This is a genomic window from Stakelama marina, assembly GCF_018122655.1.
GTDB lineage: Bacteria > Pseudomonadota > Alphaproteobacteria > Sphingomonadales > Sphingomonadaceae > Sphingomonas > Sphingomonas marina.
The window spans coordinates 1,180,181-1,204,474 of the sequence record NZ_JAGRQC010000001.1 but is presented as its reverse complement, the minus strand read 5'-3'; the positions used below and the strand labels follow the sequence as shown (position 1 = coordinate 1,204,474).

General features: G+C 64.2%; 21 protein-coding genes and 1 tRNA gene. 14 read left to right on the top strand and 8 right to left on the bottom strand.

The annotated features are described in order from the left end of the window. Window positions 1–14 precede the first annotated feature (14 nt). From J7S20_RS05760 to J7S20_RS05725, 8 genes are all read left to right on the top strand, one after another. Complete coding sequence (locus tag J7S20_RS05760; protein WP_284053257.1) at window positions 15–746, top strand: ComF family protein; 732 nt, start codon at window positions 15–17, stop codon at window positions 744–746. Between the two features lie 31 nt (window positions 747–777). Next, window positions 778–1,035, top strand: a complete 258-nt coding sequence (gene grxC / locus J7S20_RS05755) for a glutaredoxin 3 (protein ID WP_284053256.1) — start codon at window positions 778–780, stop codon at window positions 1,033–1,035. After that, window positions 1,032–1,856: a carbon-nitrogen hydrolase family protein gene (locus tag J7S20_RS05750; protein ID WP_284053255.1), complete on the top strand. Its 825-nt coding sequence runs from the start codon at window positions 1,032–1,034 to the stop codon at window positions 1,854–1,856. Before grxC ends, J7S20_RS05750 begins: the two co-directional genes overlap by 4 nt. Beyond that, window positions 1,853–2,311: a DUF1178 family protein gene (locus J7S20_RS05745; protein WP_284053254.1), complete on the top strand. Its 459-nt coding sequence runs from the start codon at window positions 1,853–1,855 to the stop codon at window positions 2,309–2,311. Before J7S20_RS05750 ends, J7S20_RS05745 begins: the two co-directional genes overlap by 4 nt. A gap of 35 nt (window positions 2,312–2,346) precedes the next feature. Further along, window positions 2,347–2,423: transfer RNA gene (locus J7S20_RS05740), tRNA-Arg, on the top strand. 93 nt (window positions 2,424–2,516) lie between these two features. Then, window positions 2,517–3,278: a hypothetical protein gene (locus J7S20_RS05735; protein WP_284053253.1), complete on the top strand. Its 762-nt coding sequence runs from the start codon at window positions 2,517–2,519 to the stop codon at window positions 3,276–3,278. Continuing rightward, entirely contained in the window at window positions 3,184–4,773 is a 1,590-nt protein-coding gene (locus tag J7S20_RS05730) for a Y-family DNA polymerase (RefSeq protein WP_284053252.1), read from the top strand. Before J7S20_RS05735 ends, J7S20_RS05730 begins: the two co-directional genes overlap by 95 nt. Beyond that, the gene (locus J7S20_RS05725) at window positions 4,770–7,982 is read left to right on the top strand and encodes an error-prone DNA polymerase (RefSeq protein ID WP_284053251.1); all 3,213 of its coding nucleotides are present in this window, start codon (window positions 4,770–4,772) and stop codon (window positions 7,980–7,982) included. The genes J7S20_RS05730 and J7S20_RS05725 overlap by 4 nt, the downstream gene beginning before the upstream one ends. 58 nt (window positions 7,983–8,040) lie before the next feature. Here the strand turns inward: J7S20_RS05725 and J7S20_RS05720 are convergent, their stop codons facing one another. After that, window positions 8,041–11,121 carry a TonB-dependent receptor gene (locus J7S20_RS05720; protein WP_284053250.1) on the bottom strand — a complete coding sequence of 1,027 codons (3,081 nt, stop codon included), beginning with the start codon at window positions 11,119–11,121 and terminating at the stop codon, window positions 8,041–8,043. Between the two features lie 228 nt (window positions 11,122–11,349). Between J7S20_RS05720 and folE the strand changes: the two genes are divergently transcribed. After that, window positions 11,350–11,976, top strand: coding sequence for a GTP cyclohydrolase I FolE (gene folE, locus J7S20_RS05715; RefSeq protein ID WP_284053249.1), 627 nt, complete (start codon window positions 11,350–11,352; stop codon window positions 11,974–11,976). A gap of 4 nt (window positions 11,977–11,980) precedes the next feature. Here the strand turns inward: folE and leuA are convergent, their stop codons facing one another. Further along, entirely contained in the window at window positions 11,981–13,651 is a 1,671-nt protein-coding gene (leuA, locus tag J7S20_RS05710; RefSeq protein ID WP_284053248.1) for a 2-isopropylmalate synthase, read from the bottom strand. 268 nt (window positions 13,652–13,919) lie between these two features. Here leuA and J7S20_RS05705 point away from each other — a divergent pair, with 268 nt between their 5' ends. After that, window positions 13,920–14,318, top strand: a complete 399-nt coding sequence (locus tag J7S20_RS05705; RefSeq protein ID WP_284053247.1) for a BLUF domain-containing protein — start codon at window positions 13,920–13,922, stop codon at window positions 14,316–14,318. Between the two features lie 13 nt (window positions 14,319–14,331). Here J7S20_RS05705 and J7S20_RS05700 read toward each other — a convergent pair whose 3' ends face one another. The 5 genes from J7S20_RS05700 to miaA form a co-directional block, all read right to left on the bottom strand. Further along, window positions 14,332–14,949, bottom strand: a complete 618-nt coding sequence (locus J7S20_RS05700) for a YceI family protein (RefSeq protein ID WP_284053246.1) — start codon at window positions 14,947–14,949, stop codon at window positions 14,332–14,334. 86 nt (window positions 14,950–15,035) lie between these two features. Further along, complete coding sequence (ilvC, locus tag J7S20_RS05695) at window positions 15,036–16,055, bottom strand: ketol-acid reductoisomerase (RefSeq protein WP_284053245.1); 1,020 nt, start codon at window positions 16,053–16,055, stop codon at window positions 15,036–15,038. Between the two features lie 124 nt (window positions 16,056–16,179). Then, on the bottom strand, window positions 16,180–16,695 hold the full coding sequence (gene ilvN / locus J7S20_RS05690) for an acetolactate synthase small subunit (protein ID WP_284053244.1): 516 nt from the start codon (window positions 16,693–16,695) through the stop codon (window positions 16,180–16,182). A gap of 102 nt (window positions 16,696–16,797) precedes the next feature. After that, window positions 16,798–18,576: an acetolactate synthase 3 large subunit gene (locus J7S20_RS05685; protein ID WP_284053243.1), complete on the bottom strand. Its 1,779-nt coding sequence runs from the start codon at window positions 18,574–18,576 to the stop codon at window positions 16,798–16,800. Window positions 18,577–18,627: 51 nt separating this feature from the next. Next, window positions 18,628–19,557, bottom strand: a complete 930-nt coding sequence (miaA, locus tag J7S20_RS05680) for a tRNA (adenosine(37)-N6)-dimethylallyltransferase MiaA (protein ID WP_284053242.1) — start codon at window positions 19,555–19,557, stop codon at window positions 18,628–18,630. Between miaA and serB the strand changes: the two genes are divergently transcribed. Further along, complete coding sequence (gene serB, locus J7S20_RS05675; protein WP_284053241.1) at window positions 19,556–20,437, top strand: phosphoserine phosphatase SerB; 882 nt, start codon at window positions 19,556–19,558, stop codon at window positions 20,435–20,437. The two genes, miaA and serB, sit on opposite strands and share 2 nt — an antisense overlap. A gap of 11 nt (window positions 20,438–20,448) precedes the next feature. Here the strand turns inward: serB and J7S20_RS05670 are convergent, their stop codons facing one another. Next, entirely contained in the window at window positions 20,449–21,387 is a 939-nt protein-coding gene (locus J7S20_RS05670) for an SPOR domain-containing protein (RefSeq protein ID WP_284053240.1), read from the bottom strand. A gap of 177 nt (window positions 21,388–21,564) precedes the next feature. Here J7S20_RS05670 and J7S20_RS05665 point away from each other — a divergent pair, with 177 nt between their 5' ends. The 3 genes from J7S20_RS05665 to J7S20_RS05655 all read left to right on the top strand — a co-directional run bounded on the left by J7S20_RS05665 (window position 21,565) and on the right by J7S20_RS05655 (window position 24,293). Further along, window positions 21,565–22,278, top strand: a complete 714-nt coding sequence (locus tag J7S20_RS05665) for an AAA family ATPase (protein WP_284053239.1) — start codon at window positions 21,565–21,567, stop codon at window positions 22,276–22,278. A 106-nt stretch (window positions 22,279–22,384) separates the two neighbouring features. After that, window positions 22,385–22,921 (top strand): hypothetical protein, encoded by a 537-nt coding sequence (locus tag J7S20_RS05660; protein WP_430980907.1) that lies wholly within the window; start codon window positions 22,385–22,387, stop codon window positions 22,919–22,921. Window positions 22,922–22,937: 16 nt separating this feature from the next. Next, window positions 22,938–24,293, top strand: coding sequence for a tetratricopeptide repeat protein (locus J7S20_RS05655; protein WP_284053238.1), 1,356 nt, complete (start codon window positions 22,938–22,940; stop codon window positions 24,291–24,293). Window position 24,294 lies beyond the last annotated feature (1 nt).

Below are 24,294 nucleotides of genomic sequence, written 5' to 3'. Positions count from 1 at the left end.
GCGACAAGGTGGGCATGAAGGCAACCGCATCCGTGCTGCGTTCCATCGCCGATTTCGCGTTGCCGCCGCGTTGCCCGGCCTGCGGCACGATCACCGAAGCCAACCACCGGTTCTGCAGCCCGTGCTGGCGACAGTTGCGATTTCTCGCGCCGCCATGGTGCGCTTCGTGCGGCACACCGTTCGAATTTGACCGGGGCGATACTGCGAGATGTGCCGCCTGCCTCGCCGATCCGCCGCGGCATGACGGCATTTTCGCACCGGTGGCTTATGGCGAGGTCGCGCGCACGCTCGCGCTGCGGCTGAAATATGGTGGTCGCATGGCATTTGCCGATACGATCGCGCGGCAGATGGTTCGCGTGATCCCCGCCGATACCGATCTGCTCGTGCCGGTTCCGCTCCATCGCTGGCGCATCTGGAATCGTGGTTTCAATCAGGCGGCGCTGATCGCGGACGCGCTCGGATGGCATCGCGGCGTTGCGGTTGATCGCGCGCTTCTGCACCGAACCCGCGCGACGCCGGCGCTGCGCGGGCTGGGGCGTAAAGCGCGGCGCAAGGCGGTCAGCGGGGCCTTTTCGCTTTCCGATAATGCGCAGGACAGGCTGAAGGGGCGCTCCATCGGACTGGTCGACGACGTCTATACCAGCGGAGCGACGACCGATGCATGCGTCCGGTTGCTGAAGCGGGCAGGTGCGTCGCGTGTGGCGATTCTTACCTGGGCGCGGGTGCTGGGCGATGCGGAAGATTGACATTGCAGCCCGCCCGCCACACCTCTCCACCATGGCAAAGGTCGAAATCTATTCGAAGATGTTCTGTCCCTACTGCATCCGCGCCAAGCGGCTGCTGGGCGGCAAGGATGTCGAATTCACCGAATATGACATCACCATGGGCGGTGAGAAACGCACCGAGATGATCCAGCGGGCGAACGGTCGCACGACGGTACCGCAGATCTTCATCGACGACCGGCATATCGGCGGTTCCGACGAACTCGTCGCGCTCGATCGCGAAGGTGGACTGGACCCGCTGCTCGCACAATGAAGATCGCGCTGTTGCAGATGACGAGCGGGATCGATCCCGCGGCCAATGCGCGTGTCATCACCGATGCGATTGCCGAGGCGGGGCAGGCGGGCGCCGCCATGCTGTTCACGCCCGAAATGTCCGGCCTGCTCGACCGCGACCGCAAGCGTGCCGATGCGCATCTGCGCGGCGAGGACGACGATATTGTTCTGAAGGCCGTGCGCGAAGCGGCGGCGCTGCACGGCGTCTGGGCAGAGCTGGGATCGCTGGCGCTTCGCCGGGCGGACGGCAAGCTCGCCAACCGGTCGTTCCTGATCGATGACAAGGGGATGATCCGCGCGCGTTACGACAAGCTGCACCTGTTCGATGTCGATCTTCCGAGCGGTGAAAGCTGGCGTGAATCTTCGGTCTATGCGGCGGGCGACGGTGCGGTGGTCGCGGACAGCCCCGCGGGTGCATTGGGGTTGTCGATCTGCTACGACTTGCGCTTTCCCGATCTCTACCGCGCGCTGACGGATGCTGGTGCAGAGCTGCTCAGCATTCCCGCCGCCTTCACACGTCCGACGGGCAAGGCGCATTGGGAAATCTTGCTGCGCGCCCGCGCGATCGAGGGTGCGGCATTCGTGGTCGCTGCCGCGCAGACCGGCGAACATGACGATGGCCGTGCGACATGGGGGCATTCGATGGTGGTCGATCCCTGGGGCGAGGTACTGCTCGACATGGGAGAGCCTGCCGGCGTGGGCTATGCCGAGATCGATCTGGCCCGTCTGGGGGACGTTCGCTCGCGGGTGCCGGCGCTGCGCCACCGCCGCGCGATTCCGGATGTCGAGCGGCTGTCATGATCGTCTTCGACCTGCGCTGCGGCAACGGCCATGTGTTCGAGGCATGGTTCGGATCGAGCGCCGCCTTCGAGGAGCAGAAGGCGGGCGGGCTGGTCGTTTGTCCGACCTGTGGTGACGAGCATGTCGAAAAGGCGGTCATGGCTCCCAATGTCGCGACCAAGGGCAATCGCAAGGCGGATGCGCCTGTACCCGGGCGTCAGCAAGCCAAGCCGTCGCCCGATGCGGTAAAGACGGCGATGAAGGCGCTGGCCGAGGCGCAGAACAAGGCGCTCGAAGGGTCCGAATGGGTCGGCATGGCGTTCGAAAAGCGTGCGCGTGCCATGCATGACGGCGAAGAGGATACGGCCCCGATCCATGGTCAGGCGACCGTGGAACAGGCCAAGGCACTGATCGAGGACGGCGTTTCGGTCGCGCCGCTGCCATTCCCGGTGCTGCCACCCAATTCGCGCAATTGACCGGCGCCGTGCCGCCGACTAGGCCTCCAGCCGCCGCCCCGGTAGCTCAGTAGGATAGAGCAGCAGATTCCTAATCTGAAGGTCGGAGGTTCGAATCCTCTCCGGGGCACCAGCTGCCACAGATCATCCCTGCGTCACGCCCGATGACCGGACCCCGTGTTGACTCCGCGCGTTGAGAGTCCGATTAAGAACATAAGGTGAACATATGGGTGATTCGCTATCGGCGCTTCTCCGGCAGTCGGCCGGTATTGCCATGGATTCGGAAACGCGGCGGACGGCGTTCGGCGCGGCCGAGGTCGATGAATGGCTTGGTGGCGGGGTCAGGCGGGACGGTGTCCATGAATGGTATGCGGCAAGCATCGAGGACGGTGCCTGCGCTGCCGCGATGGCGCTGTTGCTCGCCGAGCGGCGGCGCGAGGAACGGCAGTCGATATTGTGGCTGCGCGAACGACGCGGCGAACGCGGGGCGGGGCACCCCTATGGTCCCGGGCTGGTCGATCTGGGCCTCGATCCCGATTCGATCGTGCTGCTGCGGCTCGGCGATGTGACGGCGATGCTGCGCGCGGCCGCCGACAGCGTGCGGCATGGCGGTGCCGCTTCGGTAGTGCTGGAGGTGCATGGCAAGGCGCCTGCACTCGACCTGACGGCATCGCGGCGACTGGCACTGGCGGCGGCGCGGTCGGACGTGATGGTCCAGCTTGTGCGCAGCGATACCGAGCCCGCCGCCAGCGTCGCACACAGTCGCTGGCGCGTGGCGAGCGCGCCGTCGGTTGCGCTGGAGGCGAACGCGCCGGGGCTGCCCGCCTTCGACCTGGAATTGCTGCGCCATCGCGGCGGACGCGAGGGATTGCAGTGTCGGCTGGAATGGGATCGTGACAAAGGCTGTTTCCAAACGCCGCTATCTGGCGGCCTATCTGCCCCATCTGTCGGCGGAACGGATCGCGCGGACGGGCGCCGCGCCGCCTGATACGCCGTTCGCGCTGGTGGAAAAGAAACGCGGCGCGATGCGTATCACCGCGCTGTCACCGGCTGCCCTGGCGCTTGGCCTTGCCCCCGGAATGGCGCTCGCCGATGCGCGCGCGCGCGTGCCCGAATTGCCGGCCCATCCGCACGACCGACAGGCGGATGCGGCGCTGCTCGCATGGCTCGCCGATGCCTGCGAACGCTATACGCCGATGGTCGCGACGAAGGGAGAGGCAGGGCTGATCCTCGACCTGACGGGGTGCGGGCCATCCTTCCGGCAAAAGCAGGAATCCCGTGGGATGGAAGCAGTGCTTGCGCAAGAAAGTCCCGGTTTTCGCCACGATGACGAAGCGGAAAGGGCAATTGCCCGCGATCTTGCCGACCGTCTTTCACAACAGCAGCTAACCGCGAGACTGGCTTTCGCCGCCACGCCCGACACGGCCTATGCACTGGCATGTTTTGCCGGTTCAAACCCGCATGATCTGCCGGTGCAGGCGCTGGCACTCGACGAGAGTGTCCATATCGCATTGATGCGCGCGGGATTGCGCACCATCGGTGATCTTGCCGCCCGCCCGCGTACGCCGCTCGCCGCGCGGTTCGGGACAGAGCTGCCGACCATGCTCGCGCGCCTGCTCGAGGAAGAGGATGTGCGGATCACGCCGCGGCGAAAGCTCCCGCCTGTCGTTGCCGAGCGCCGCTTTGCCGAACCGATGATGACCACCGGCCCGCTGCTTGGGCGGATCGCGGAACTTGCGGGTGAGGCGTGCGACGACCTGCGTCGGCGCGGTCAGGGTGGGCGGCATTTCGGCGTCGCGCTGTTCCGCGTCGATGGCCATGTCGCACGTCTCTCGGTCGAAACCGGTGCGCCGACGCGAACGCCGGCTGCGATCGAAAGGCTTTTTCACGAACGGCTCGATGCGCTCGCCGATCCGCTCGACCCCGGCTTCGGATACGACATGCTGCGCTTTGCCGTGCTCCATGCCGAAACGCTCGATGCAAAGCAGGACGGCCTTGCCGACAGGGCTGGGGACAAGCCCGATCCGGGGCCGCTGTTCGACCGGCTGGCGGTCCGCTTCGGCGCCGAAAGCGTTCGCCGCTTCCATCCGCGCGACCATCATTTTCCCGAATATGCTGCGACCACGCGGCCCGCACGCGCGCCTGTCCCGCAGCTTGCCTGGCACCGCCCCGAACCCGGCGAGCCGCCGCTGCGTCCGCTCACCCTGTTCGATCCGCCGCAGGCGATCACCGTCCTTGCCGAGGTCCCCGACGGGCCGCCCTACCGTTTCCAGTGGAAAGGGCGGCAGCACCGCGTGACGCTGGCCGAAGGGCCCGAACGGCTCGCCTATCCCTGGTGGCGGCACCCCGAGGGAAAAGGGCCAACGCGCGATTACTACCGGGTCGAGGACGAGCAGGGCCATCGTTTCTGGGTGTTCCGTCACGGCCTGTTCGGCGAGCAGGACGACACGCCGGACTGGTATCTGCACGGGCTGTTCGCATGACGCGCTATGCGGAACTGGCGGCGGCGACCAACTTCTCGTTCCTGCGCGGGGCGAGTCATGCCGCAGAGATGGTCCGGGCGGCGATCCTGCTCGGCCATAGCGGCATCGGCATCGCCGATCGCAACACGGTGGCGGGTGTCGTTCGTGCGCATGCCGCGCTTCGCGAGTTGCGCGAAGAAGTGGAGGAAGGCGGCGGTGCCTTCCCCGATTTCAGGCTGATTGTCGGCGCGCGACTGGCCTTTGCCGACGGCACCCCCGACATTCTCGCCTATCCGGTGACGCGCCTGGGCTGGGGACGGCTGACACGGCTGCTCACCACCGGAAATCTGCGTGCTGAAAAGGGAGACTGCATCCTCCGCATCGAAGACCTGATCGAGCATCATCGGGACCTCGCACTGATCGCCATGCCCGGCGCTACGGCCGAATTGCTGCGCCGATTGTGCGCAACATTTTCGGGGCGACTGTGGCTCGGTGCGGTGATGCCGCGCGCCGGGCGCGATGCGCGGATGCTGTCGCGGCAGCAGCGCATCGCGGACGAGGCAGGCGTACCGATGATCGCACTCAACGATGCATTATATGCCGGCCCTGAGGCGCGGCCGCTCCATGACATCCTGACCGCGATCCGTGAAAAGACGACCGTGCAGGCCGCTGGCCGCAAGCTCGCCGCCAATGCCGAACGGCATCTGAAACCGCCGGAGGAAATGGTGCGGCTGTTTGCGAAAGCGCCGCAAGCGATTGCCGAGACACAGGCTTTCCTGTCGCGGATCGATTTTTCGCTCGATCAGCTCCGTTATGAATATCCGCACGAGCCGGTGCCGCCCGGTTACACGCCGCAAGGCTGGCTGACCGAACTGGTCTGGACGAAATTCGCCGAGCGATATGCCGGGCGCGACGATCTGGCGAAGTTACTGCGCGAGGAACTGGCGATCATCGGTGAGGCGAACTACGCCGCCTATTTCCTGACCGTTCACGACATCGTTCGTTTCGCGCAAGGGCAGGGTATCCTCTGCCAGGGGCGCGGATCGGCGGCCAATTCGGCGGTCTGTTACGTGCTCGGCATCACCGCGGTCGATCCGGCGCGGCACAATCTGCTCTTCTCGCGCTTCGTCTCGCCCGAACGGCGCGAGCCGCCCGATATCGACGTCGATTTCGAGCATGAGCGGCGCGAAGAGGTGATGCAATATGTCTACAAACGCTATGGCCGCCACCGCGCCGGGATCGCTGCCACCGTCATCCATTACCGCCCGCGCAGCGCGGTGCGAGAGGTCGGCAAGGCGCTGGGGCTGAGCGAAGATGTGACGGCGCGGCTGTCGAGCACTGTCTGGGGCAGCTATTCCTCCACCTATGACCGCGAACGCTGTGTCGAGGGCGGGCTCGATCCCGACAATCGGGAGATTGCCCGGGTCAATGATTTCGTCCAGCGCATCCTGCAATTCCCGCGTCACCTGTCGCAGCATGTCGGCGGTTTCGTGCTGACGCAGGACCGGCTCGACGAGACGGTGCCGATCCACAATGCCGCGATGGCGGATCGCACCTTCATCGAATGGGACAAGAACGATATCGACGAACTCGGCCTGATGAAGGTCGACGTGCTGGCGCTGGGCATGCTGACCTGCATCCGCAAGGCGTTCGACCTCATCGCTTCTGCCCGGCCCGAAGAGGAATACACCCTTTCCAGCATCCCCGACGAAGACAAGGCGGTGTGGGACATGCTGTGCGACGGCGACAGTATCGGCGTGTTCCAGGTCGAAAGCCGCGCGCAGATGAACATGCTCCCGCGCTTACGTCCGCGTGAATTCTACGACCTTGCCATCCAGGTCGCGATCGTGCGGCCGGGGCCGATCCAGGGCGATATGGTGCATCCCTATCTTCGCCGCCGCCAGGGAAGGGAACAGGCCGAATATCCGTCGCCCGCGAAACCGCATGATCCGGACGAACTGCGCGGCGTGCTCGGCAAGACGCTGGGCGTGCCGCTGTTCCAGGAACAGGCGATGCGCCTTGCCATCACCGCGGCCGATTTCACGCCGTCCGAGGCCAATCAGCTTCGCCGTGCGATGGCGACGTTTCGCAATCTCGGCACGATCCACAATTTTGAAGAAAAGATGGTCGGCGGCATGGTCGCGCGGGGGTATGAGCGCGACTTTGCCGAACGCTGCTTTCGCCAGATTCAGGGGTTCGGCAGCTATGGCTTTCCCGAAAGCCACGCCATCGCCTTTGCCCGGCTCGTCTGGGTGTCGGCCTATATCAAGTGCCGTTATCCGGCGGTGTTCGCCGCCGCGCTTCTGAACGCGCAGCCGATGGGATTCTACGCACCGGCGCAGATCGTTCGCGACGCGCGCGACCATGATGTCGAGGTTCGGCCGATCGACATCAACCACAGCCATTGGGACAATAGCCTGGAAGGACGGAACGGAGATCCCGCGCTTCGCCTCGGCTTTCGGCAGATTACCGGGTTCAAACAGGATTGGGGCGATGCCATTGCCGCCGCCGCACCGTTCGACAGTGTCGAGCAACTCGCGCGCCGAGCCCGTTTGCCCCGGCGCGCGCTCAATCTGCTCGCCGATGCAGATGCGTTGCGTTCGCTGGGCCTCGACCGGCGCGAGGGCTTATGGGAGGCACGGCGCACACCGCCCGACGAACTGCCGCTTTTTGCCGCCGCGCGCGCCCGCGAACTTGGCGAGGAGCCGCAGGTATCGCTGCCGGCGATGGCGCTCAGCGAACATGTCGCCGCCGATTACCAGACCACGCGGCTGTCGCTGAAGGCGCATCCCATGTCCTTTTTGCGTGGACTATTCGAGGGCGAAGGCGTGACGCCCTGTGCGAGCCTGCGCGACCTGAAGGGCGGCGCGCGGGTAAAGGTCGCCGGTGTCGTCCTTGTCCGCCAGCGGCCGGGGGAGGGGAATGCCATCTTCGTCACGATCGAGGATGAGGGCGGGATCGCCAACATCGTGCTGTGGGCGCGGACCTTCGAAGCGCAGCGGCGCCCGGTAATGGCAGCGCGGCTGATGCTGGTCGAAGGCGAGGTACAGAAAAGTCCCGAGGGGGTAATCCACGTCATGGCCGCCCGCGTGCACGACCGTACCGGTGAACTCGCCCGACTGTCCTCGACGCACAGAACGGAACAGCCGCTGTCGCGCGCGGACGCATTCGTTCATCCGCAACATCCGCGCAACGTCCGTGTCCTTCCACGTTCGCGCGATTTCCACTGACATGAAAAAGGCCCGCGGAACCTTCGCTCCGCGGGCCTCCTGCGCATTGGGGTTCGGATCAGAACTTGAAGCCGGCGGCAATGCCGTAGCGGCGCGGTTCGATCGTGAAGATGTTGGTATACAGGCCCGACGACTGGTCGGTGACATACTGACCGGTGGTCGCATCGTTGTCGGTCAGATTCTGAACGAAGCCGCGAATATACCAGCGGTCGTCCGGGCCGTTGAACTGGACCTGCGCGTTGACGACTTCATAGCCCTGCATCCGGTCGACATTCATGTTGAAAATGCTGGCATAGGCGTTGCCGGTATAGTTGAGATCGACGCGCGGCACGAGCGACATGCCATTGTCGAAGTCGATCGTGTACTGCGCACCCACGGCAAACTTGTAGGTCGGCGCCTGCGGCAACTGATTGCCGCGAATGTTCACCGGAACGCCGCTGCCATAATAGGTGAAGGGCAGCGTGCCTGTCGGGCTTCCCGTGAAGGCAGCGTTGATCTGCGCCTGCGCTGCTGCGAGTTGCGCCGACTGTGCTGCGTTTTCACCGAGCGACGCCAGCGCTCCGGCGGCTGCCGCCTGCAGATAACCGCAAACCGAATAGGCGCCGGTGGTGCTTGTTCCCGGCACCGGTTGCGGCGCAGGGAAGGCGTTCGGATCGCCCAAACCAGCCCCCAACACCTGATTGACTGCGCCAACAAAGGCATTCGTCGCCGCCGCACCGGCACCGCCCGAACCGACCGCGCAGTTCGAGGCGTTGGTGATGTCCTTGATGATGACCGCATCCGAACGTCCGCCGGACGGATCGCGCGGATTGGCGAGATATTTGTCGGTCGTGACCTTGGTGTGCAGGTAGCTGGCATTCATGTTCACAACGAATGCGGGGATCGGAGAAACGACCGCTTCGGCTTCCAGACCGTAGATATCGGCATCGACATTGTCGTTGACCGACGTGCGCGCGACGATCCGGCTGAGCTGCAGATTCTTGTACTGATAGTAGAAGGCGGTGAGGTTGAGCCTAAGCGCACCGTTGCCGAAGGTGTTCTTCGAGCCGATTTCGAATGCGTTGACGCTTTCCGGCTCGAAGGTCCGCGGCACGTCGAAATTCGCGGGCAGCGGCGGGTTGATGCCGCCCGATTTATAGCCCCGCGAATAGGACGCATAGAGCAGATTGTCGGGCGTGATCTGATAATCGAGCACCGCGCGACCCGTCAGCCGGCCGAACGAGACGTTGTTGACAGCGTAGCTCTGGACGCCCGGTGTCGCCGAGTCGAAGTCGGTCGACGAATAGTTCAGGCCCTGGGTGATGTCGCTGGCGCCGAGCGGGGTCAGTACGTCGAGCGTCAGGTTGCGCGCCTTGACATATTTCTGGTCGTGGTTCCAGCGCAGGCCGAGCGTCAGCTTCAGCTTGTTGCTGAAGTCGAAATAGGTTTCGCCGAAAATACCATATGATTTCAGACGAAACGTGTCCGAATCGTTGCGGTAGAACGGTGTGGCGAGGAAGGTGTTTCCATTCACGCCCGGGATCGCGGCAGAAGCAGCCGATCCCAGCACGCCGGCGCCGTAATCGAGGCCGAAGGCGTTCACGAAATAGTCGTTGTGGCGGCTCTTCGAGTCGAAATAGATCGCGCCGAGCAGGAAGTTGAACGGGCCGTCGAACGCGCTGTCGATATGCCCCTCGATCGAATATTGCCGCGTCGAAATGCGCGACCGGTCGAAATCCAGGCTTTCATTGTAACAGCCGATCGCATTGCCGCCATAGACACCGACATCGTTGGGATCGGCGTCCGACTGGCAAAACGGACCGCCGGGGCCGTTCGGCATCAGGATGTCGGCGACGGGCTGGAGAAACCCGTAGGCCGGGACTGCGTGGCTGTAATTATAGAGGTTGGTCAGACCCTGATTGCCGACCAGCGATTTTTCCACCGCCAGATTATAGTCCGTTCGGCTATCGACCGAGTTACGGGCGTAGCCACCGGTTAGGTTCAGCGAAACCGGTCCGAAATCGTGGAAGAACTTGGCGGTATATTGCTCTTCCTCGGCATAATAGGTCGGGTTGAAGTCGATGTTGACCGTGCGAACATCGGCCGGGTTGACGACGCCCAGATACGGATCGGCGGCGGGGTTGAAGAGGCTTTGCAGGCCGAACGGCGCCAGCGCGGGATTTTGCAGCGCAAAGAGTTCGTTCGAACTGAGCACAGCGGCAAGCGTGGAAAGGCCGTTGGTCGTTTCGTTGCGAAGCGTATCGGGGGCGCAGCCCAGAATGCCGGTCGGATCGCGGTGGCAAAGCTGCTTCTGGATGCGCGACCGGTCGTCCTTTTCATGGAAATAATAGCCGATCAGGTCGAGCCGCGTATCGGACGTCGGCTCCCAGGACAGCGTCCCGCGCACCGAATAGATGTCGCGGCCGTCGATACGGCTGTTGTCGTACAGATTGCGCGTATAGCCGTCGCGCTTCAGATAGAGGCCCGCCACGCGCACGCCCACCGTATCGGTGATCGGCAGGTTGAACATCGCCTTGGCTTTTTTCGAATCGAAATTGCCATATTCGAATTCGCCGGCGGCGTGGATGCCCGAAAGATCGGGCTTGGCGGTGATGAAGTTGACCACACCCGACGTCGCGTTGCGCCCGAACAGCGTGCCCTGCGGGCCGCGCAGCACTTCGACGCGTTCCAGGTCATAGAATTCGGTTTCGAACAGCCGCGTCGACAGCAGCGGCATGTCGTTGACATGGATCGCGGTCGCGGAGTCGCAGGTCACGCCAACGCACAGGTCGCCGATGCCGCGGATGGTGAAGCTCGAACTGGTGAAGTTGCCCTTGGTGAAGGTCACGTTCGGCAGCGTTTGCTGCAACGAACTGGTGTTGACGATCTGCTGCTCTTCGAGCGCCTTAGAGGTGAAGGCGGTGACGGCGATGGGAACGTCCTGAAGGCGCTGCGCCTGCCGCTGCGCGGTGACGACGATGTCGCCAAAACCGGACCCCTCCAGATTGCTGGTCTGCTGGGTGTCGGTCGTATCGGTGGTCGTCTGGCCGGTGTTCTGATCCGTCGTCGACTGGCTCGTATCGTCGGCGGTTTGCGCATGCGCTGGCGCCACCGCCAGCATGGTCAGAGCAGTGGCGGCGAGCAGATCGAACTTCTTCATGCTATTCCCCTCCTGAGTCGAAATTGGCGCCGATCTTTTGCCGGTTCACCAATTCGTACCAACATTTCGAAACTAACGCTGGAGATTCTAGCGCGTCAACGGGATAACGGCGCAGATTTCCGCGATCCGCGCGCGATTATGCGGCGATTGCGTGTTATTTCGGCATCAATTGCCGGACTTCGGGCGCTTTCCGTAGCGTCATGTGGTGAATAAGCTTGGAGAAAATTTTTGACGACCGATTACGACGCCAGCCCGGACGATGGGGATACTGTACGTTCGAGCGGCAAGATTCCGGTACCCGATGATGTGGCCGAGGCGGTCCGGACGCTGTTGCGCTGGGCCGGCGACGACCCGACTCGCGAAGGGCTTGTCGACACACCCAAACGCGTCGCACGCGCATGGAAGGAATATTGCCAGGGCTATGAAGAGGACCCGTCGCATCACCTGTCGCGGATCTTCGAGGAAGTGGGCGGCTATGACGAGATCGTGCTGTTGAAGGACATCCCTTTCCAGTCGCATTGCGAACACCACATGGCGCCGATCATCGGCAAGGCGCACATCGCCTATCTGCCCGACAACTGGGTCGTCGGCATTTCAAAGCTCGCCCGCGTGCTGCACGGCTATGCGCGGCGGTTGCAGGTACAGGAGCGGCTGACCGCACAGGTCGCCGATTGCATCTGGGAGCATCTCAAGCCGCGCGGCGTCGCGGTGGTGATCGAGGCGACGCACGCCTGCATGACCGCGCGCGGCGTCCGCACGCCGGGCGTCACCATGACTACCAGCCGCATGATGGGCGCATTCCGCGACGATGAACGCAGCCGCAAGGAAGTGCTCGCCCTGATGGGGTTCGAATAACCCGCTAGAGCGCGCGCGCCGAATTGGCCGCCGACAGCACCGCGCGCACGCTCGCCGTTGCGACGTCTTCGTCGATGCCGACGCCCCAATGGGTGCGGCCATCGGCGTCGGTGGTCTCGACATAGGCGGCGGCGCGGGCGTTCGAGCCCTGGCCGATGGCGTGCTCGCTGTAGTTCTGCACCTCGAGCGCGATGCCCTGCGCATCCTGCAGCGCGCCGAGCACCGACGAGATCAGGCCGTTGCCGCGTCCGCTGAGGCGCATCTGATCGCCGGCGACGTCGACGGTGCCGGTGAAGATGCGCTCGCCGGTCGCTGTGCGGCGCTCGTCCCAGTCGACCAGCTCGATCGGCTGCTCGCCCTCGAGACGGTAGGCCTTGGAAAACGCATCCCAGATGTCGGCGGCGTTGAGTTCGCGGCTGGTCTCGTCGGCGAGATGCTGGACGTGGCGGCTGAAATGCGCCTGCAATCGCTTGGGCAGCTTCAGCCCCTTGTCCTGCTGGAGCACCCAGGCGACGCCGCCCTTGCCCGACTGCGAATTGACGCGGATTACCGCTTCGTAATTGCGGCCGAGATCGGCGGGATCAATCGGCAGATAGGGTACGTCCCACTGTTCGTCGTTGCGCGCCTCCTGAGCGGCGAAGCCTTTCTTGATCGCGTCCTGATGGCTACCCGAAAAGGCGGTGAAGACGAGGTCGCCCGCGTACGGATGGCGCGGGTGGACCGGAAGCTGGTTGCAATATTCGACCGTCCCGATGACGCTGTCGATATCGGAGAAGTCGAGCCCCGGATTGACGCCTTGGGTGTACATGTTGAGCGCCAGCGTCACGAGATCGACATTGCCGGTGCGCTCGCCATTGCCGAACAGGCAGCCCTCGACACGGTCGGCGCCGGCGAGCAGGCCGAGTTCGGACGCCGCGACGCCGGTGCCGCGGTCGTTGTGCGTGTGCAGGCTGATGACGACGCTGTCGCGGTTCGGCACGTTGCGGCAGAACCATTCGATCTGGTCGGCATAGATATTGGGCGTCGCCGCCTCGACCGTCGCCGGCAGATTGAGGATCAGCGGGCGCTGGGGCGTGGGGCGGAGCACATCCATCACCGCCGCGCAGACCTCCACCGAAAAATCGAGTTCGGCGGTCGAAAAGGTCTCTGGGCTGTATTCGAAATGCCAGTCGGTGTCGGGCTGCTTCGCCGCTTCGTCGCGCAGGATCTTGGCGCCGGTGACCGCGATGTCGCGAACCTGATCGCGGCTCATGTCGAACACGATGCGGCGCCACGCCGGCGACACGGCATTGTAGAGATGGACGATCGCTTGCTTAGCTCCGCGCAGACTTTCGAAGCTCGTCTCGATCAGGTCGCGGCGTGACTGGGTGAGGACCTGGACCATCACGTCGTCGGGGATGCGGTGCGCCTTTACGAGGCCAGAGATGAAATCGAACTCGGTCGCCCCGGCGGAGGGGAAACCGACCTCGATTTCCTTGATGCCGACCTTCACAAGCAGGTCGAAGAAACGTTCTTTCTTCTCCGCATTCATCGGGTCGATGAGCGCCTGATTACCGTCGCGCATATCGGTCGAAAGCCAGCGCGGCGGCGTGGTGATCGTGCGGTTGGGCCATTGCCGGTCTGGCAGGTCGACCTGCGGGAACGGCCTGTATTTCACGGAAGGATTGCGAAGCATGATGATGTCTCTCGAAACGGGGACTTCGTCGGTTGTGCGCGGCGAAGCTGTCAGGGTCGGTCGGCGCTCTCCCTTAGGACAGGCGTGCGTCGCCGCATCCGTCCTAAGGGCGGATAAGTCGTAGCAGCGTCGAGGTCGACGTAATCATCATGCGCGCTCCATGGCAAAGACGACCGTTCTTGTCCAGAAAAAGCCTTCTCGCGCAGTAGAGATTTGCTTAACGCCTTGAAAGCTATGAGTCGTCGGGAATCACGCAGAAGGACCGACCATGTTGCAGATCGTCTATGTCAGCACCGCCACGCGCCATGTGAGCGCGGTCGATGTTGCCGATATTCTGGACGTATCGCGCCGGAACAATCGCCGCGACGGCCTGACGGGGCTGCTCTACAGCGACTGCAACCGGTTCCTGCAGGTGCTTGAGGGGCCGAAGGAAGCGGTAGAGGCAGCGGTCGCGCGGATCGGCGAAGACAGCCGCCACCGCGCCATCGTGATCCTTTCAAGGCGCACGATAGAACAGCGCGAATTCGGCGACTGGGACATGGCGCACCGCCAGCCGGGGGCCGACAGCGCCGGCTTCATCGCGCGAGTTGGTGAAATGGTCCGCTCCGCATCGCCCAATGTCCGTGCGACGTTCGAAGGCTTTGCGAGCGTGCGCAACGCGGCCTGACCGCGAACGTCGATTATTCCGCGTCGAACGCGGCGTTGAAGATCAGCACCGTTTCGTCGGAGACGAGCGGTACATATTTGTCGATGCCGAAATCGGATCGCTTGATGACGGCGCGGCCGAGAAAGCCGATGCCGACCTTCTTGTTCAACGGATTGGGCGCGGTGCCGAAGAATTTCGCGCCGATGGTGATCGGTTGCGTTACGCCATGCAGCGTAAGGTTGCCGGTTATTCGGGCAGTGTCGTCACCAGTCCTTTGCACATCTGTCGCGTGAAATTTGGCTTCGGGATATTTGGCGGCGTCGAACCAATCGGCGCTCTTCAATTCGCCGTCGAGCTTCGCGCTGGTCGTCTGGACGCTGGCGATCGGAATGGTGACGTCGAGCTGCGTTTTTGACAGGTCGGCAGGATCGAGCGTCATACTGCCGCGGGCTTCGGAAAACGTCCCAGCGAACGGCGTAATCCCCATATGGCTGACGCTGAACGCCACCTGTGTGTGGTTCGGCTCGACCAGATAGGTGCCGGGCGTTACGTCGCTGGCCTGACCGGCACCCGATAGATGATCGGGCGTCGACTGGGCGAGGACGGGAGCGGCAGTCAGGGCGAGGGCAAGAGCGAAAACGGCACGGCGCATCACGAACATCCCCAGATATGAAAACCGGGCGGAAGCGTGACCCGCTGCCGCCCGGCTGTAAACCGCGTTGTACGAAACGGTGCGGTTCAGTTCTTGTCCTTGTCGACCAGCTTGTTGGCGCCGATCCACGGCATCATCGCGCGCAACTCGCTGCCGACCTGCTCGATCTGGTGTGCCGCCGCCGCCTTGCGGCTTGCCTTGAGTTCGGGCTGACCGGCGCGGTTGTCGAGGACGAAGTTTTTCACGAACCGCCCGCCCTGAATGTCGGCGAGTACGCGCTTCATCTCCGCCTTGGTCTCGTCGGTGATGATCCGCGGGCCGGTGGTGATGTCGCCATATTCGGCGGTGTTCGAGATCGAATAGCGCATGTTGGCGATGCCGCCTTCATACATCAGATCGACGATCAGCTTTACTTCGTGGAGGCATTCGAAATACGCCATTTCAGGCGCGTAGCCGGCCTCGACCAGCGTTTCGAAACCGGCGGTGATGAGGTGGGTGAGACCGCCGCACAGCACCGCCTGCTCGCCGAACAGGTCGGTTTCGCATTCCTCGCGGAAATTGGTCTCGATGATGCCCGAACGCCCGCCGCCGATGGCGGAGGCATAGGCAAGACACAGGTCGTGCGCGTTGCCGCTGGCGTCGTTCTCGACCGCCATCAGGCAGGGAACGCCGCCGCCGCGCTTGTATTCGCTGCGAACCGTATGACCCGGGCCCTTTGGTGCGATCATGACGACGTCAATATCCTCTTCGGGCTCGATCAGCCCGAAATGAACGTTGAGGCCGTGCGCGAAGGCGATCGCGCTGCCCGGCTTCATCCGGCCTTTCAGATGCGCGTCCCAGATCGCCGCCTGATGCTCGTCGGGGGCGAGCATCATGATGATGTCGGCCCATTCCGCCGCTTCGGCCGGGGTGATGACCTTGAAACCGGCGTCCTCTGCCTTTTTGGCGGTCGCCGATCCCTCGCGAAGCGCTACCGCGACGTCCTTCACGCCCGAATCGCGCAGGTTTTGCGCATGGGCATGGCCCTGGCTGCCATAGCCGATGATGGCGATCTTCTTGCCCGTCACCAGGTTCAGGTCGGCATCGCGATCGTAATAGACACGCATGTTGTGCTTCTCTTCCTTTCTTCGTCACCCCGGACTTGATCCGGGGGCCCGCTGCCTTCCCGCGATCAAGATGAAGCGGGACCCCGGCTCTGTGGCCGGGGTGACGGGACGTTGATGGATATCCTTAAGCCGCCTCTTTCCCACGGGAAATGGCGACGACGCCGGTACGCGCGACTTCGACCAGCCCGACCTCGCGCATCAGTTCGACGAACTTGTCGATCTTTTCGCTGCCGCCGGTCACTTCGAAAACGAAGCTCTCGATCGTCGCATCGACCACGCGCGCGCGGTAGACATCGGCGAGGCGCAGCGCCTCGATGCGGTGTTCGCCCTTTCCGGCGACCTTTACCAGCGCCAGTTCGCGCTCGACATGTTCGCCCAGCGCGGTCAGGTCGCTGACCTTGTGAACGGGCACCAGCCGGTCGAGCTGGGCGATGATCTGTTCCATCACATGCGGGCTGGCCGAGGTGACGATGGTGATCCGGCTGACGAGATCGTCTTCGGAAATATCGGTCACCGTCAGGCTTTCGATATTGTATCCGCGCGCGGTGAACATGCCCGCGATCCGCGCGAGAATGCCCGGTTCGTTATCGACGATGACCGCTAGCGTGTGACGCTCGATCGCTTCTTCCTTGATGTGCATATTAAACGCCCCGTTCGTGTCGAGCGAAGTCGAGACACGTTGATGCCGGGATACGCTTCTCGGCTGCGATCGAAGCGAATGGTGAAGGATCGGGACAGGTCATTACACCAGCGCCTTCGCTTCGTCGTCCATTTCGCCCGACACCTCGTTCGCCTGCAGGATCATCTCGGTATGCGCGGCGCCGGAAGGGATCATCGGGAAACAGTTGGCGAGCTGTTCGACGACGCAGTCGACCAGCACCGGCCCGTCATGCGCGAGCATGTCGGCTATCCCGGCCTCGAGCTGGTCGCGCCCTTCGATACGGATGCCCTTCCAGCCATAGGCCTCGGCCAGCTTCACGAAATCGGGTAGGCTCTCCGAATAGCTTTCGGCATAGCGGCTCGAATAGGTCAGTTCCTGCCACTGGCGGACCATGCCCATATACTGGTTGTTGAGGATGAAGACCTTTACCGGCAGCCGGTATTGCGTCGCGGTCGCCAGTTCCTGGATGTTCATCTGGATCGATGCTTCACCGGCAATGTCGATAACCAGCGCCTTGGGATTGCCAAGCTGCGCGCCGATCGCGGCGGGCAGGCCATATCCCATCGTGCCGAGGCCGCCCGAAGTCAGCCATTTGTTGGGCGCTTCGAAGCCGAAATGCTGCGCCGCCCACATCTGGTGCTGCCCGACTTCGGTGGTGATGATCGGAGCCTCGCCCTTCGTCGCTTCGTACAGCGCACGGATCGCGCGCTGCGGCATGATGCCCTCTCCGTCCTCGGGAAAGTCGAGGCATTGCGCCGCGCGCCAGCCCTCGATCCGCCGCCACCATTCGGACAAGTCGGGCTTGGGATGCTGATGTGCCTTCCAGACACGGGTCATGTCCTCGATCGCGCGACCCACATCGGCGATGACGGGCAGATCGACGCGGACATTCTTGTTCACGCTCGACCGGTCGATATCGACATGGATTTTCTTCGCATGCGGGGCGAAGGCGTCGAGCCTGCCGGTCACGCGGTCGTCGAACCGCGCACCGAGCGCCACAATCAGGTCGGCCTTGTTCATCGCCATATTGGCTTCGAACGTGCCGTGCATGCCGAGCATGCCGAGCCATTGCTTCGACGAGGCGGGCAGGGCGCCGAGCCCCATCAGCGTCGATGTCACCGGGGCGCCGGTGATCCGTACCAGCTCGCGCAGCAACTGGCTCGCTTCGGGCCCCGAATTGATGATGCCGCCGCCGGTGTAGAAGACGGGCCGTTCTGCCGCCGCGATCATCTCGACCGCGGCCTCGATCGTCTGCTGGTCGGCCTTGACCTGCGGACGATAGGTCTTGTGCTGGATGGGGCCGGGCTTCTGATAGCGCGCGGTTGCTACCTGCACGTCCTTCGGAATATCGACGACGACGGGGCCGGGGCGCCCGGAGGTCGCGATATGAAACGCTTCGTGCAGCACGCCGCCCAGCCGCGCCGGGTCCTTCACCAGATAATTATGCTTGGTGCAGTGCCGCGTGATGCCGACGGTGTCGGCTTCCTGAAAGGCGTCGGTGCCGATCAACGGGGTCGGCACCTGCCCGGTGATGACGACCATCGGGATCGAATCCATCAGCGCGTCGGTGATGCCCGTCACGGCATTGGTGGCGCCCGGACCCGAGGTGACGAGCACGACGCCTGGCTTGCCGGTCGAACGAGCATAGCCTTCGGCCGCGTGCGTTGCCGCCTGTTCGTGCCGCACGAGGACGTGGCGGATCCGCTTCGACCGGAACAGCGCATCATAGATCGGTAGGACCGCGCCACCGGGATAGCCGAACACGACCTCCACGCCGAGATCGCACAGCGCCTCGACCAGAATGTCTGCTCCGCTCTTCTCGGTCACGTCGTGTCTCCTTCGCTGCCTTGCGCGCAACATGATGACTGAAGGCGCGCTGCTACCGGTCAAAAAACTGTGCGTCAACCGATGCTAGAGAAAATATCTTTCAAAATAACTCATCAGATCGTTCGTTTGTGTCTCGTCAGTGCGTGTCCATGTCGCGGGTGGCTGGTTGCGGAACCAGGTATATTGCCGTTTCGCATAGCGCCTCGTGTCGGTCCGCGCCGCCTCGATCGCGGTGTCGAGGTCGCACTCGCCGCGTTCGGCCTTTGCCAGCGCTTCGACGCCGATGGCGCATCGCACCGGGGCCGATGCGGGGATGTCGCGGCGCGCGAGCAGCGCGCGCACCTCGTCCAGCGCGCCCGCCCGAACCATCGCGCCGAAACGGCGGTCGCAGCGTTCGAACAGCCATGCGCGGTCGGGGAGAAGTACGACCGGCATCAGCGCAACGCTGCCGCCGATCCCGCCTTCGCGCCGCTTTTGCCATTCTTCGATCGGCACTCCGGTGCTTTGAACAACCTCGAGCGCGCGGGCGACGCGCGTGGTGTCGGTTGGCCGCAACCGGCTGGCGGCCTGTGGATCGGCCCGTTCGAGCATCGCGTAGGATTCGGCGACGGGAAGCGCGCGGACCGCGTTTCGTACATCGGGGGCGATTTCGGGAATGGGCGCAATTCCGTCGAGCAACGTGCGAAGATACATTCCCGTGCCGCCGACCAGGATGGGTAATCGTCCGGTCTCGTGCGCTTCGGCGATCGCGGCCTTTGCTTCACCCGCCCAGCGCGCGGCCGAATAGGATTCGGGACCGTCGACATGGCCGAACAGGCGGTGCGGCGCGCGCGCTTCTTCCTCCATGCTCGGGCGCGCGGAAAGGACGCGGAGGTCGCGATATACCTGCGCGGAATCGGCGTTGATGACGGTGCCGTTGTGACGTTCCGCGAGCGCCACCGCCAATGCGGACTTGCCGCTGGCGGTCGGCCCTGCGATGAGCGCGAGCTTCGGCAGATTGGAAGGGAGCGCCATGTTCATCGCGACGCTGATAGCAGACGGAACGCTAAGCGCGGGCGATATTTCGGCGGCGTCGGATCGGCTCGCCAATGCGGGCTGTGCGCCCGGCGCCTGGGGCTGGATCGACGAAGGCCAGGCTGCCGACATCGCGTTCGGCCTGGGCGCGAGTGAGGCTCGCGTGGGGCTCGAAGGCGCATTTGACGGCGTCGATGTCGTGGTGCAGCCGGCCGAAGGGCGCGAGAAGAAGCTGCTGATCGCGGACATGGATTCGACGATGATTACCGTCGAATGCATCGACGAACTCGCCGATTATGCCGGGATCAAGGCGGAGATTGCGAGCGTCACCGAGCGCGCGATGCGCGGCGAGCTCGACTTCGCCGAGGCGCTTGATGCGCGGGTGGCACTGCTGAAGGGGCTGGAGGCATCGGCGATCGATCGCTGTCTTGCCGAACGCGTGCGGATTACCCCCGGCGCGCGCGAACTGGTCCGCACGATGCGCGCGCGCGGCGGTCATGCCGTGCTCGTTTCCGGAGGGTTTACGCGCTTTGCCGATCCGGTCGGGCAGGAGATCGGGTTCGCCCGCGTGGTCGCCAACGAACTTCTGATCGAGGACGAGGCACTGACCGGCACGGTGGCCAAGCCGATCGTCGATTCCTCGACCAAGGAAAGCACGCTCGACCAGACGATGGCGGAGCTGGCGCTTCCGGCAGAGGCGACGCTGGCGGTTGGCGACGGCGCCAACGATCTTGCGATGATCCGCCGCGCGGGACTGGGCGTCGCCTATCACGCCAAGCCCGTCGTTGCCGCCGCCGCCGGAGCGCGGATCGATCACGGTAATCTCAGCGCGCTTCTATATGCTCAGGGCATCGCTCGCGCGCATTGGGTAACCGATTAAGGCGTGCTGCGTCATTTGCGGACGGGCAGGCAGGGTTTTCCCTTGGCCTTGACCTGCTGACAGGCGCGTGCAGCCTCCGCGCGGGAGGCGAAGGGGCCGACCTGAAGGCGGGTGAGCTTACCGGCGGACACGAAATATGGCTCGCGGCCAGCGAACATCGCGATGCGCGAGCCGAAATCCTTCCATAGCGAGCGGGCATTGCCGGCCTGTCCGAAGGCGCCGAGCTGCACGCGCCAGCCGCCATCGGTCACTTGCGGATGCGCAGTCCTGGGCGGCGTCGGCTTTGTAGCCGGTGCAGGTTTCGGGTGTTCTGGCAGTGCGGTCTCCGCCACCGTCGCCGCGGGAGGGATATTCGCGGTAGCGGATGGAGCGACGCTTTCGGGCATCTTGCCCGTGCGTTCGAACTCATGCGCGAGATCGGTGGCCTTTTGCCGGTCGTCCAGCGAGACATACTGGTCCATCCGCGTGCGCGTCTGCGAAGCCTGCGGCAAGCCGCCATCGGAGGCGCGCGTCATCAGTGCATAGGCGCGGACCCAGTCCTTGGGCACCGCCTTGCCGTTGAAATACATCGTTCCCAGAACATATTCGGCGCGCGGTTCGCCCCGCGCGGCCGACTTTTCCAGCCATGGCAGCGCATCGGCATGTTTGCCGTTCTGGAACAGCGCCAGCCCGTAATTGTCCTCGGCCTGTTCGTGCCCTTGCAGTGCGGCCTTGCGGTACCATTCCTCCGCCGTATTCAGATCGGCGGGAACGCCGCGGCCCAGCTTGTACGCCTGGGCGAGGTTGAACTGGGCATCGGCATCGCCCTGTTCGGCGGGGCCGCGCCATTCGGCCACTGCCGCAGCATAATCGCCGCGCTGCCAGGCCTCGACGCCGTCCTTCACATCGGCGTGCGCGGGGGCGGCAAGCAGAATGCCGGTGGTGGCCGCTGCAATGACAAAATGCTTCATACCTACGGCAATCCCTTCAAACGCCTCGGGTAACTCGCGTTAACCATAGACGGCAAAGCTTTCGTCTTTGCTAACTTACGGGCGGCCCGATCGGACCCGGCGAGCAAATGCGTTAACCTGTTCTTATCCCCTGCATGGCATCCCAGCATCAGGATTACCGGGATTTCAGGGGATTCAATGCGCGTTCTCGCGATGGCATCACAGAAGGGCGGGTCGGGAAAGACCACCCTGTCCGGGCATCTGGCCGTACAGGCACAGTTGTCGGGACACGGTCCGGTCGTATTGATCGACATCGACCCTCAGGGCTCGCTCTCCGACTGGTGGAACGAGCGCGACTCCGATTATCCGGCCTATGCGCAGACCACGGTCGCGCGGCTCGCCGCCGATCTTGAGGTGCTGCGCCAGCAGGGTTTCAAGCTCGCGGTGATCGATACGCCGCCCGCCATCACGATGGCGATCCAGAGCGTGATCCAGGTCGCCGAACTGATCGTCATTCCGACGCGCCCCAGCCCGCACGATCTGCGCGCCGTGGGTGCGACGGTCGATCTGTGCGAGCGCGCGGGCAAGCCGTTGATCTTCGTCGTCAACGCCGCGACGCCCAAGGCGCGGATTACGTCGGAAGCAGCCGTCGCGCTGTCGCAGCACGGCACCGTGGCGCCGGTCACGGTTCATCAGCGCACCGATTTCGCGTCGTCGATGATCGACGGCCGCACGGTGATGGAGGTCGATCCCAATAGCCGCTCCGCTGGCGAAGTCCGCCAGTTGTGGGATTATGTCGCCGATCGGCTCGAAAAGAATTTCCGTCGCACCGTTTTCAGCGCGCCGATGGCGGCAAGCGGTTTCGGTGCGCCGCGACCGGCAGGCGGCTTCGGCCGCAGGGTGGTGAGCTGAGCCCATGAACATGTTCAACACGAAACCCACCGCGTCGCTCTCTTCCGGCCTGCTCGCGCGAAAGGGACAGGCGCGTCCCGCGATGCGCCCGCAGGGATTTGTGGGCATGACGCACGAGTCGCTGGAAGATCTCGGCTGGAACGACATGGGCGACCAGGCGCCGATCGACCAGGTTTCGAGCCAGCTTACACCTGAACCCGCCGCGCGCGAGGTACCGCAGGTGCTTCGCCAGCGTGAGCGACTCGACGAACAGTTCGCCAAGCCTGCCGTGCAGGACATGCCCGAAATGCCCGAAGCGGAAACGGATATCGGTCCCGCGAAGGAAGAGGCGCATGCTGTCGAGGAAGCGAAACCGGCACCCGAGCCTGCGCAGCAGGCCCAGGCGGAGTCCGAACCCGAGCAGCGCTCGGTCTCGCTCAACACCGCGAAGCGTATTCGCCGCGAGACGCGTCACAAGCGCGGCAAATCGGCGGCGTTCACGCTGCGCCTCGACGAGGAGCGCCATCTGCGGCTGCGGCTTGCTTCGGCGATTTCCGGCACTTCCGCGCAGATGCTCGTAACCGAAGCGCTCGACGCCTTTCTCGAAACGATGCCTGAAGTCGATGGTCTGGTTCGCCAGGTCGGCGACGGGCGCGGTCGCTGATCTCTAGGGGGATATCATGAAGACCCGCACGATCCTGAGCTTTGGCCTTTCCGCGATGCTGCTGGGCGGCACGATGGTCGGATGTTCTGCCTCGCACACGATGCTCGCCAGCGCAGGCACGCGCGACATGACCAAGGCCGAACGCAAGGCCGACGACAGCGCGCGCGACGCACGCAAGCAACTCGCCAAGGGCAGGACCGACAAGGCGGTCGAGGCGGCCGAACAGGCCGTCGCCTATGCCCCGCAAAATGGCGAGCACCGCGCGCTATTGGGGCAGGTATATCTTCAGGCGGGGCGCTTCACCTCTGCCAGTCAGGCATTGCAGGACGCGCTGACGCTCGACCCCGCCAATGGCAAGGCCGCGCTCAACCTGGCGCTGGCGCAGACCGCGCTTGGCGACTGGGTATCGGCGCGCAAGACGTTGAACGATCATTCCGACCAGATCGCGCCGGCCGACCGCGGCCTTGCGCTTGCGCTTGCCGGCGACCCGGCGACTGCGGTGCAGATCCTCAGCGTCGTGGCGCGCGGTCCGTCGGCAAATGCGACCACCCGCCAGAATCTGGCACTTGCGCTCGCACTCGACGGCAAGTGGAAGGAAGCGAAGTCCGTCGCGTCGGTCGATGTCTCGCCCGCGCTGGTCGATAAGCGGATCATGGAATGGGCGGCGTTTGCCCGGCCCAAGAGCGCGTCGGATCAGGTTGCCGCGCTGCTGGGTGTCGTGCCGGTTGCCGATCAGGGACAGCCCGTACAGCTCGCGCTGAACGACACGAACACGCAGCTTGCGGCGGTTTCCCCGGTTGCGCCTGCCGACGCTTTTGCACCTGCCGATTCCAACGCTGCTGACCAGCCCGAAATGAAGGTCGCGGCAGCGGTCGAACCCGCTCCGCAGCCGAAGCCCGAGCCGCAGCCTGCGGCGGTGCTCGCGTCGTCCGGCCCGGCGGTATCGTTCGCGCCGCGTCGCGAGATCGTGCAGCCGATCCCCGTTTCCGGGCCCAAGGTTCAGCCCGTTGCCGTCGCGACGCGTGACGTTCCCAAGGCTATGCCGAAACCGGCGTCCAAGCCGGCGGAACTCGCCAAGGGCAATTATTACGTTCAGCTCGGTGCATTCGAAAACGCCGCCGTCGCGCAGGAAAAATGGCAGCATATGCGCCGCCGGGTGCACACGCTCGCTGCGCTGACGCCGATGGGCATGAATGCCAAGGTGGATGGCCAGCAATTCTATCGCTTGTCGGTGGGCGGCTATGCCCGCAATGACGCGGTTGGCCTGTGTGACCGCGTCCGCGCATCGGGCGGCCGTTGCTTCGTTCGCACCGGTGCGGGCGAACAGGTGGCGAGCTGGACGCGCGAGGGCGTGCAACTCGCGTCACGCTGAC

Bases quoted from the DNA above. Each gene is read 5' to 3' on its own strand.
- J7S20_RS05760 (WP_284053257.1), top strand. From the start codon at position 15: ATGAAGGCAACCGCATCCGTGCTGCGTTCCATCGCCGATTTCGCGTTG.
- grxC (WP_284053256.1), top strand. From the start codon at position 778: ATGGCAAAGGTCGAAATCTATTCGAAGATGTTCTGTCCCTACTGCATC.
- J7S20_RS05750 (WP_284053255.1), top strand. From the start codon at position 1,032: ATGAAGATCGCGCTGTTGCAGATGACGAGCGGGATCGATCCCGCGGCC.
- J7S20_RS05745 (WP_284053254.1), top strand. From the start codon at position 1,853: ATGATCGTCTTCGACCTGCGCTGCGGCAACGGCCATGTGTTCGAGGCA.
- J7S20_RS05735 (WP_284053253.1), top strand. From the start codon at position 2,517: ATGGGTGATTCGCTATCGGCGCTTCTCCGGCAGTCGGCCGGTATTGCC.
- J7S20_RS05725 (WP_284053251.1), top strand. From the start codon at position 4,770: ATGACGCGCTATGCGGAACTGGCGGCGGCGACCAACTTCTCGTTCCTG.
- J7S20_RS05720 (WP_284053250.1), bottom strand. From the start codon at position 11,121: ATGAAGAAGTTCGATCTGCTCGCCGCCACTGCTCTGACCATGCTGGCG.
- leuA (WP_284053248.1), bottom strand. From the start codon at position 13,651: ATGCTTCGCAATCCTTCCGTGAAATACAGGCCGTTCCCGCAGGTCGAC.
- J7S20_RS05705 (WP_284053247.1), top strand. From the start codon at position 13,920: ATGTTGCAGATCGTCTATGTCAGCACCGCCACGCGCCATGTGAGCGCG.
- J7S20_RS05700 (WP_284053246.1), bottom strand. From the start codon at position 14,949: ATGCGCCGTGCCGTTTTCGCTCTTGCCCTCGCCCTGACTGCCGCTCCC.
- ilvC (WP_284053245.1), bottom strand. From the start codon at position 16,055: ATGCGTGTCTATTACGATCGCGATGCCGACCTGAACCTGGTGACGGGC.
- ilvN (WP_284053244.1), bottom strand. From the start codon at position 16,695: ATGCACATCAAGGAAGAAGCGATCGAGCGTCACACGCTAGCGGTCATC.
- J7S20_RS05685 (WP_284053243.1), bottom strand. From the start codon at position 18,576: ATGTTGCGCGCAAGGCAGCGAAGGAGACACGACGTGACCGAGAAGAGC.
- serB (WP_284053241.1), top strand. From the start codon at position 19,556: ATGTTCATCGCGACGCTGATAGCAGACGGAACGCTAAGCGCGGGCGAT.
- miaA (WP_284053242.1), bottom strand. From the start codon at position 19,557: ATGGCGCTCCCTTCCAATCTGCCGAAGCTCGCGCTCATCGCAGGGCCG.
- J7S20_RS05670 (WP_284053240.1), bottom strand. From the start codon at position 21,387: ATGAAGCATTTTGTCATTGCAGCGGCCACCACCGGCATTCTGCTTGCC.
- J7S20_RS05665 (WP_284053239.1), top strand. From the start codon at position 21,565: ATGCGCGTTCTCGCGATGGCATCACAGAAGGGCGGGTCGGGAAAGACC.
- J7S20_RS05660 (WP_430980907.1), top strand. From the start codon at position 22,385: ATGACGCACGAGTCGCTGGAAGATCTCGGCTGGAACGACATGGGCGAC.
- J7S20_RS05655 (WP_284053238.1), top strand. From the start codon at position 22,938: ATGAAGACCCGCACGATCCTGAGCTTTGGCCTTTCCGCGATGCTGCTG.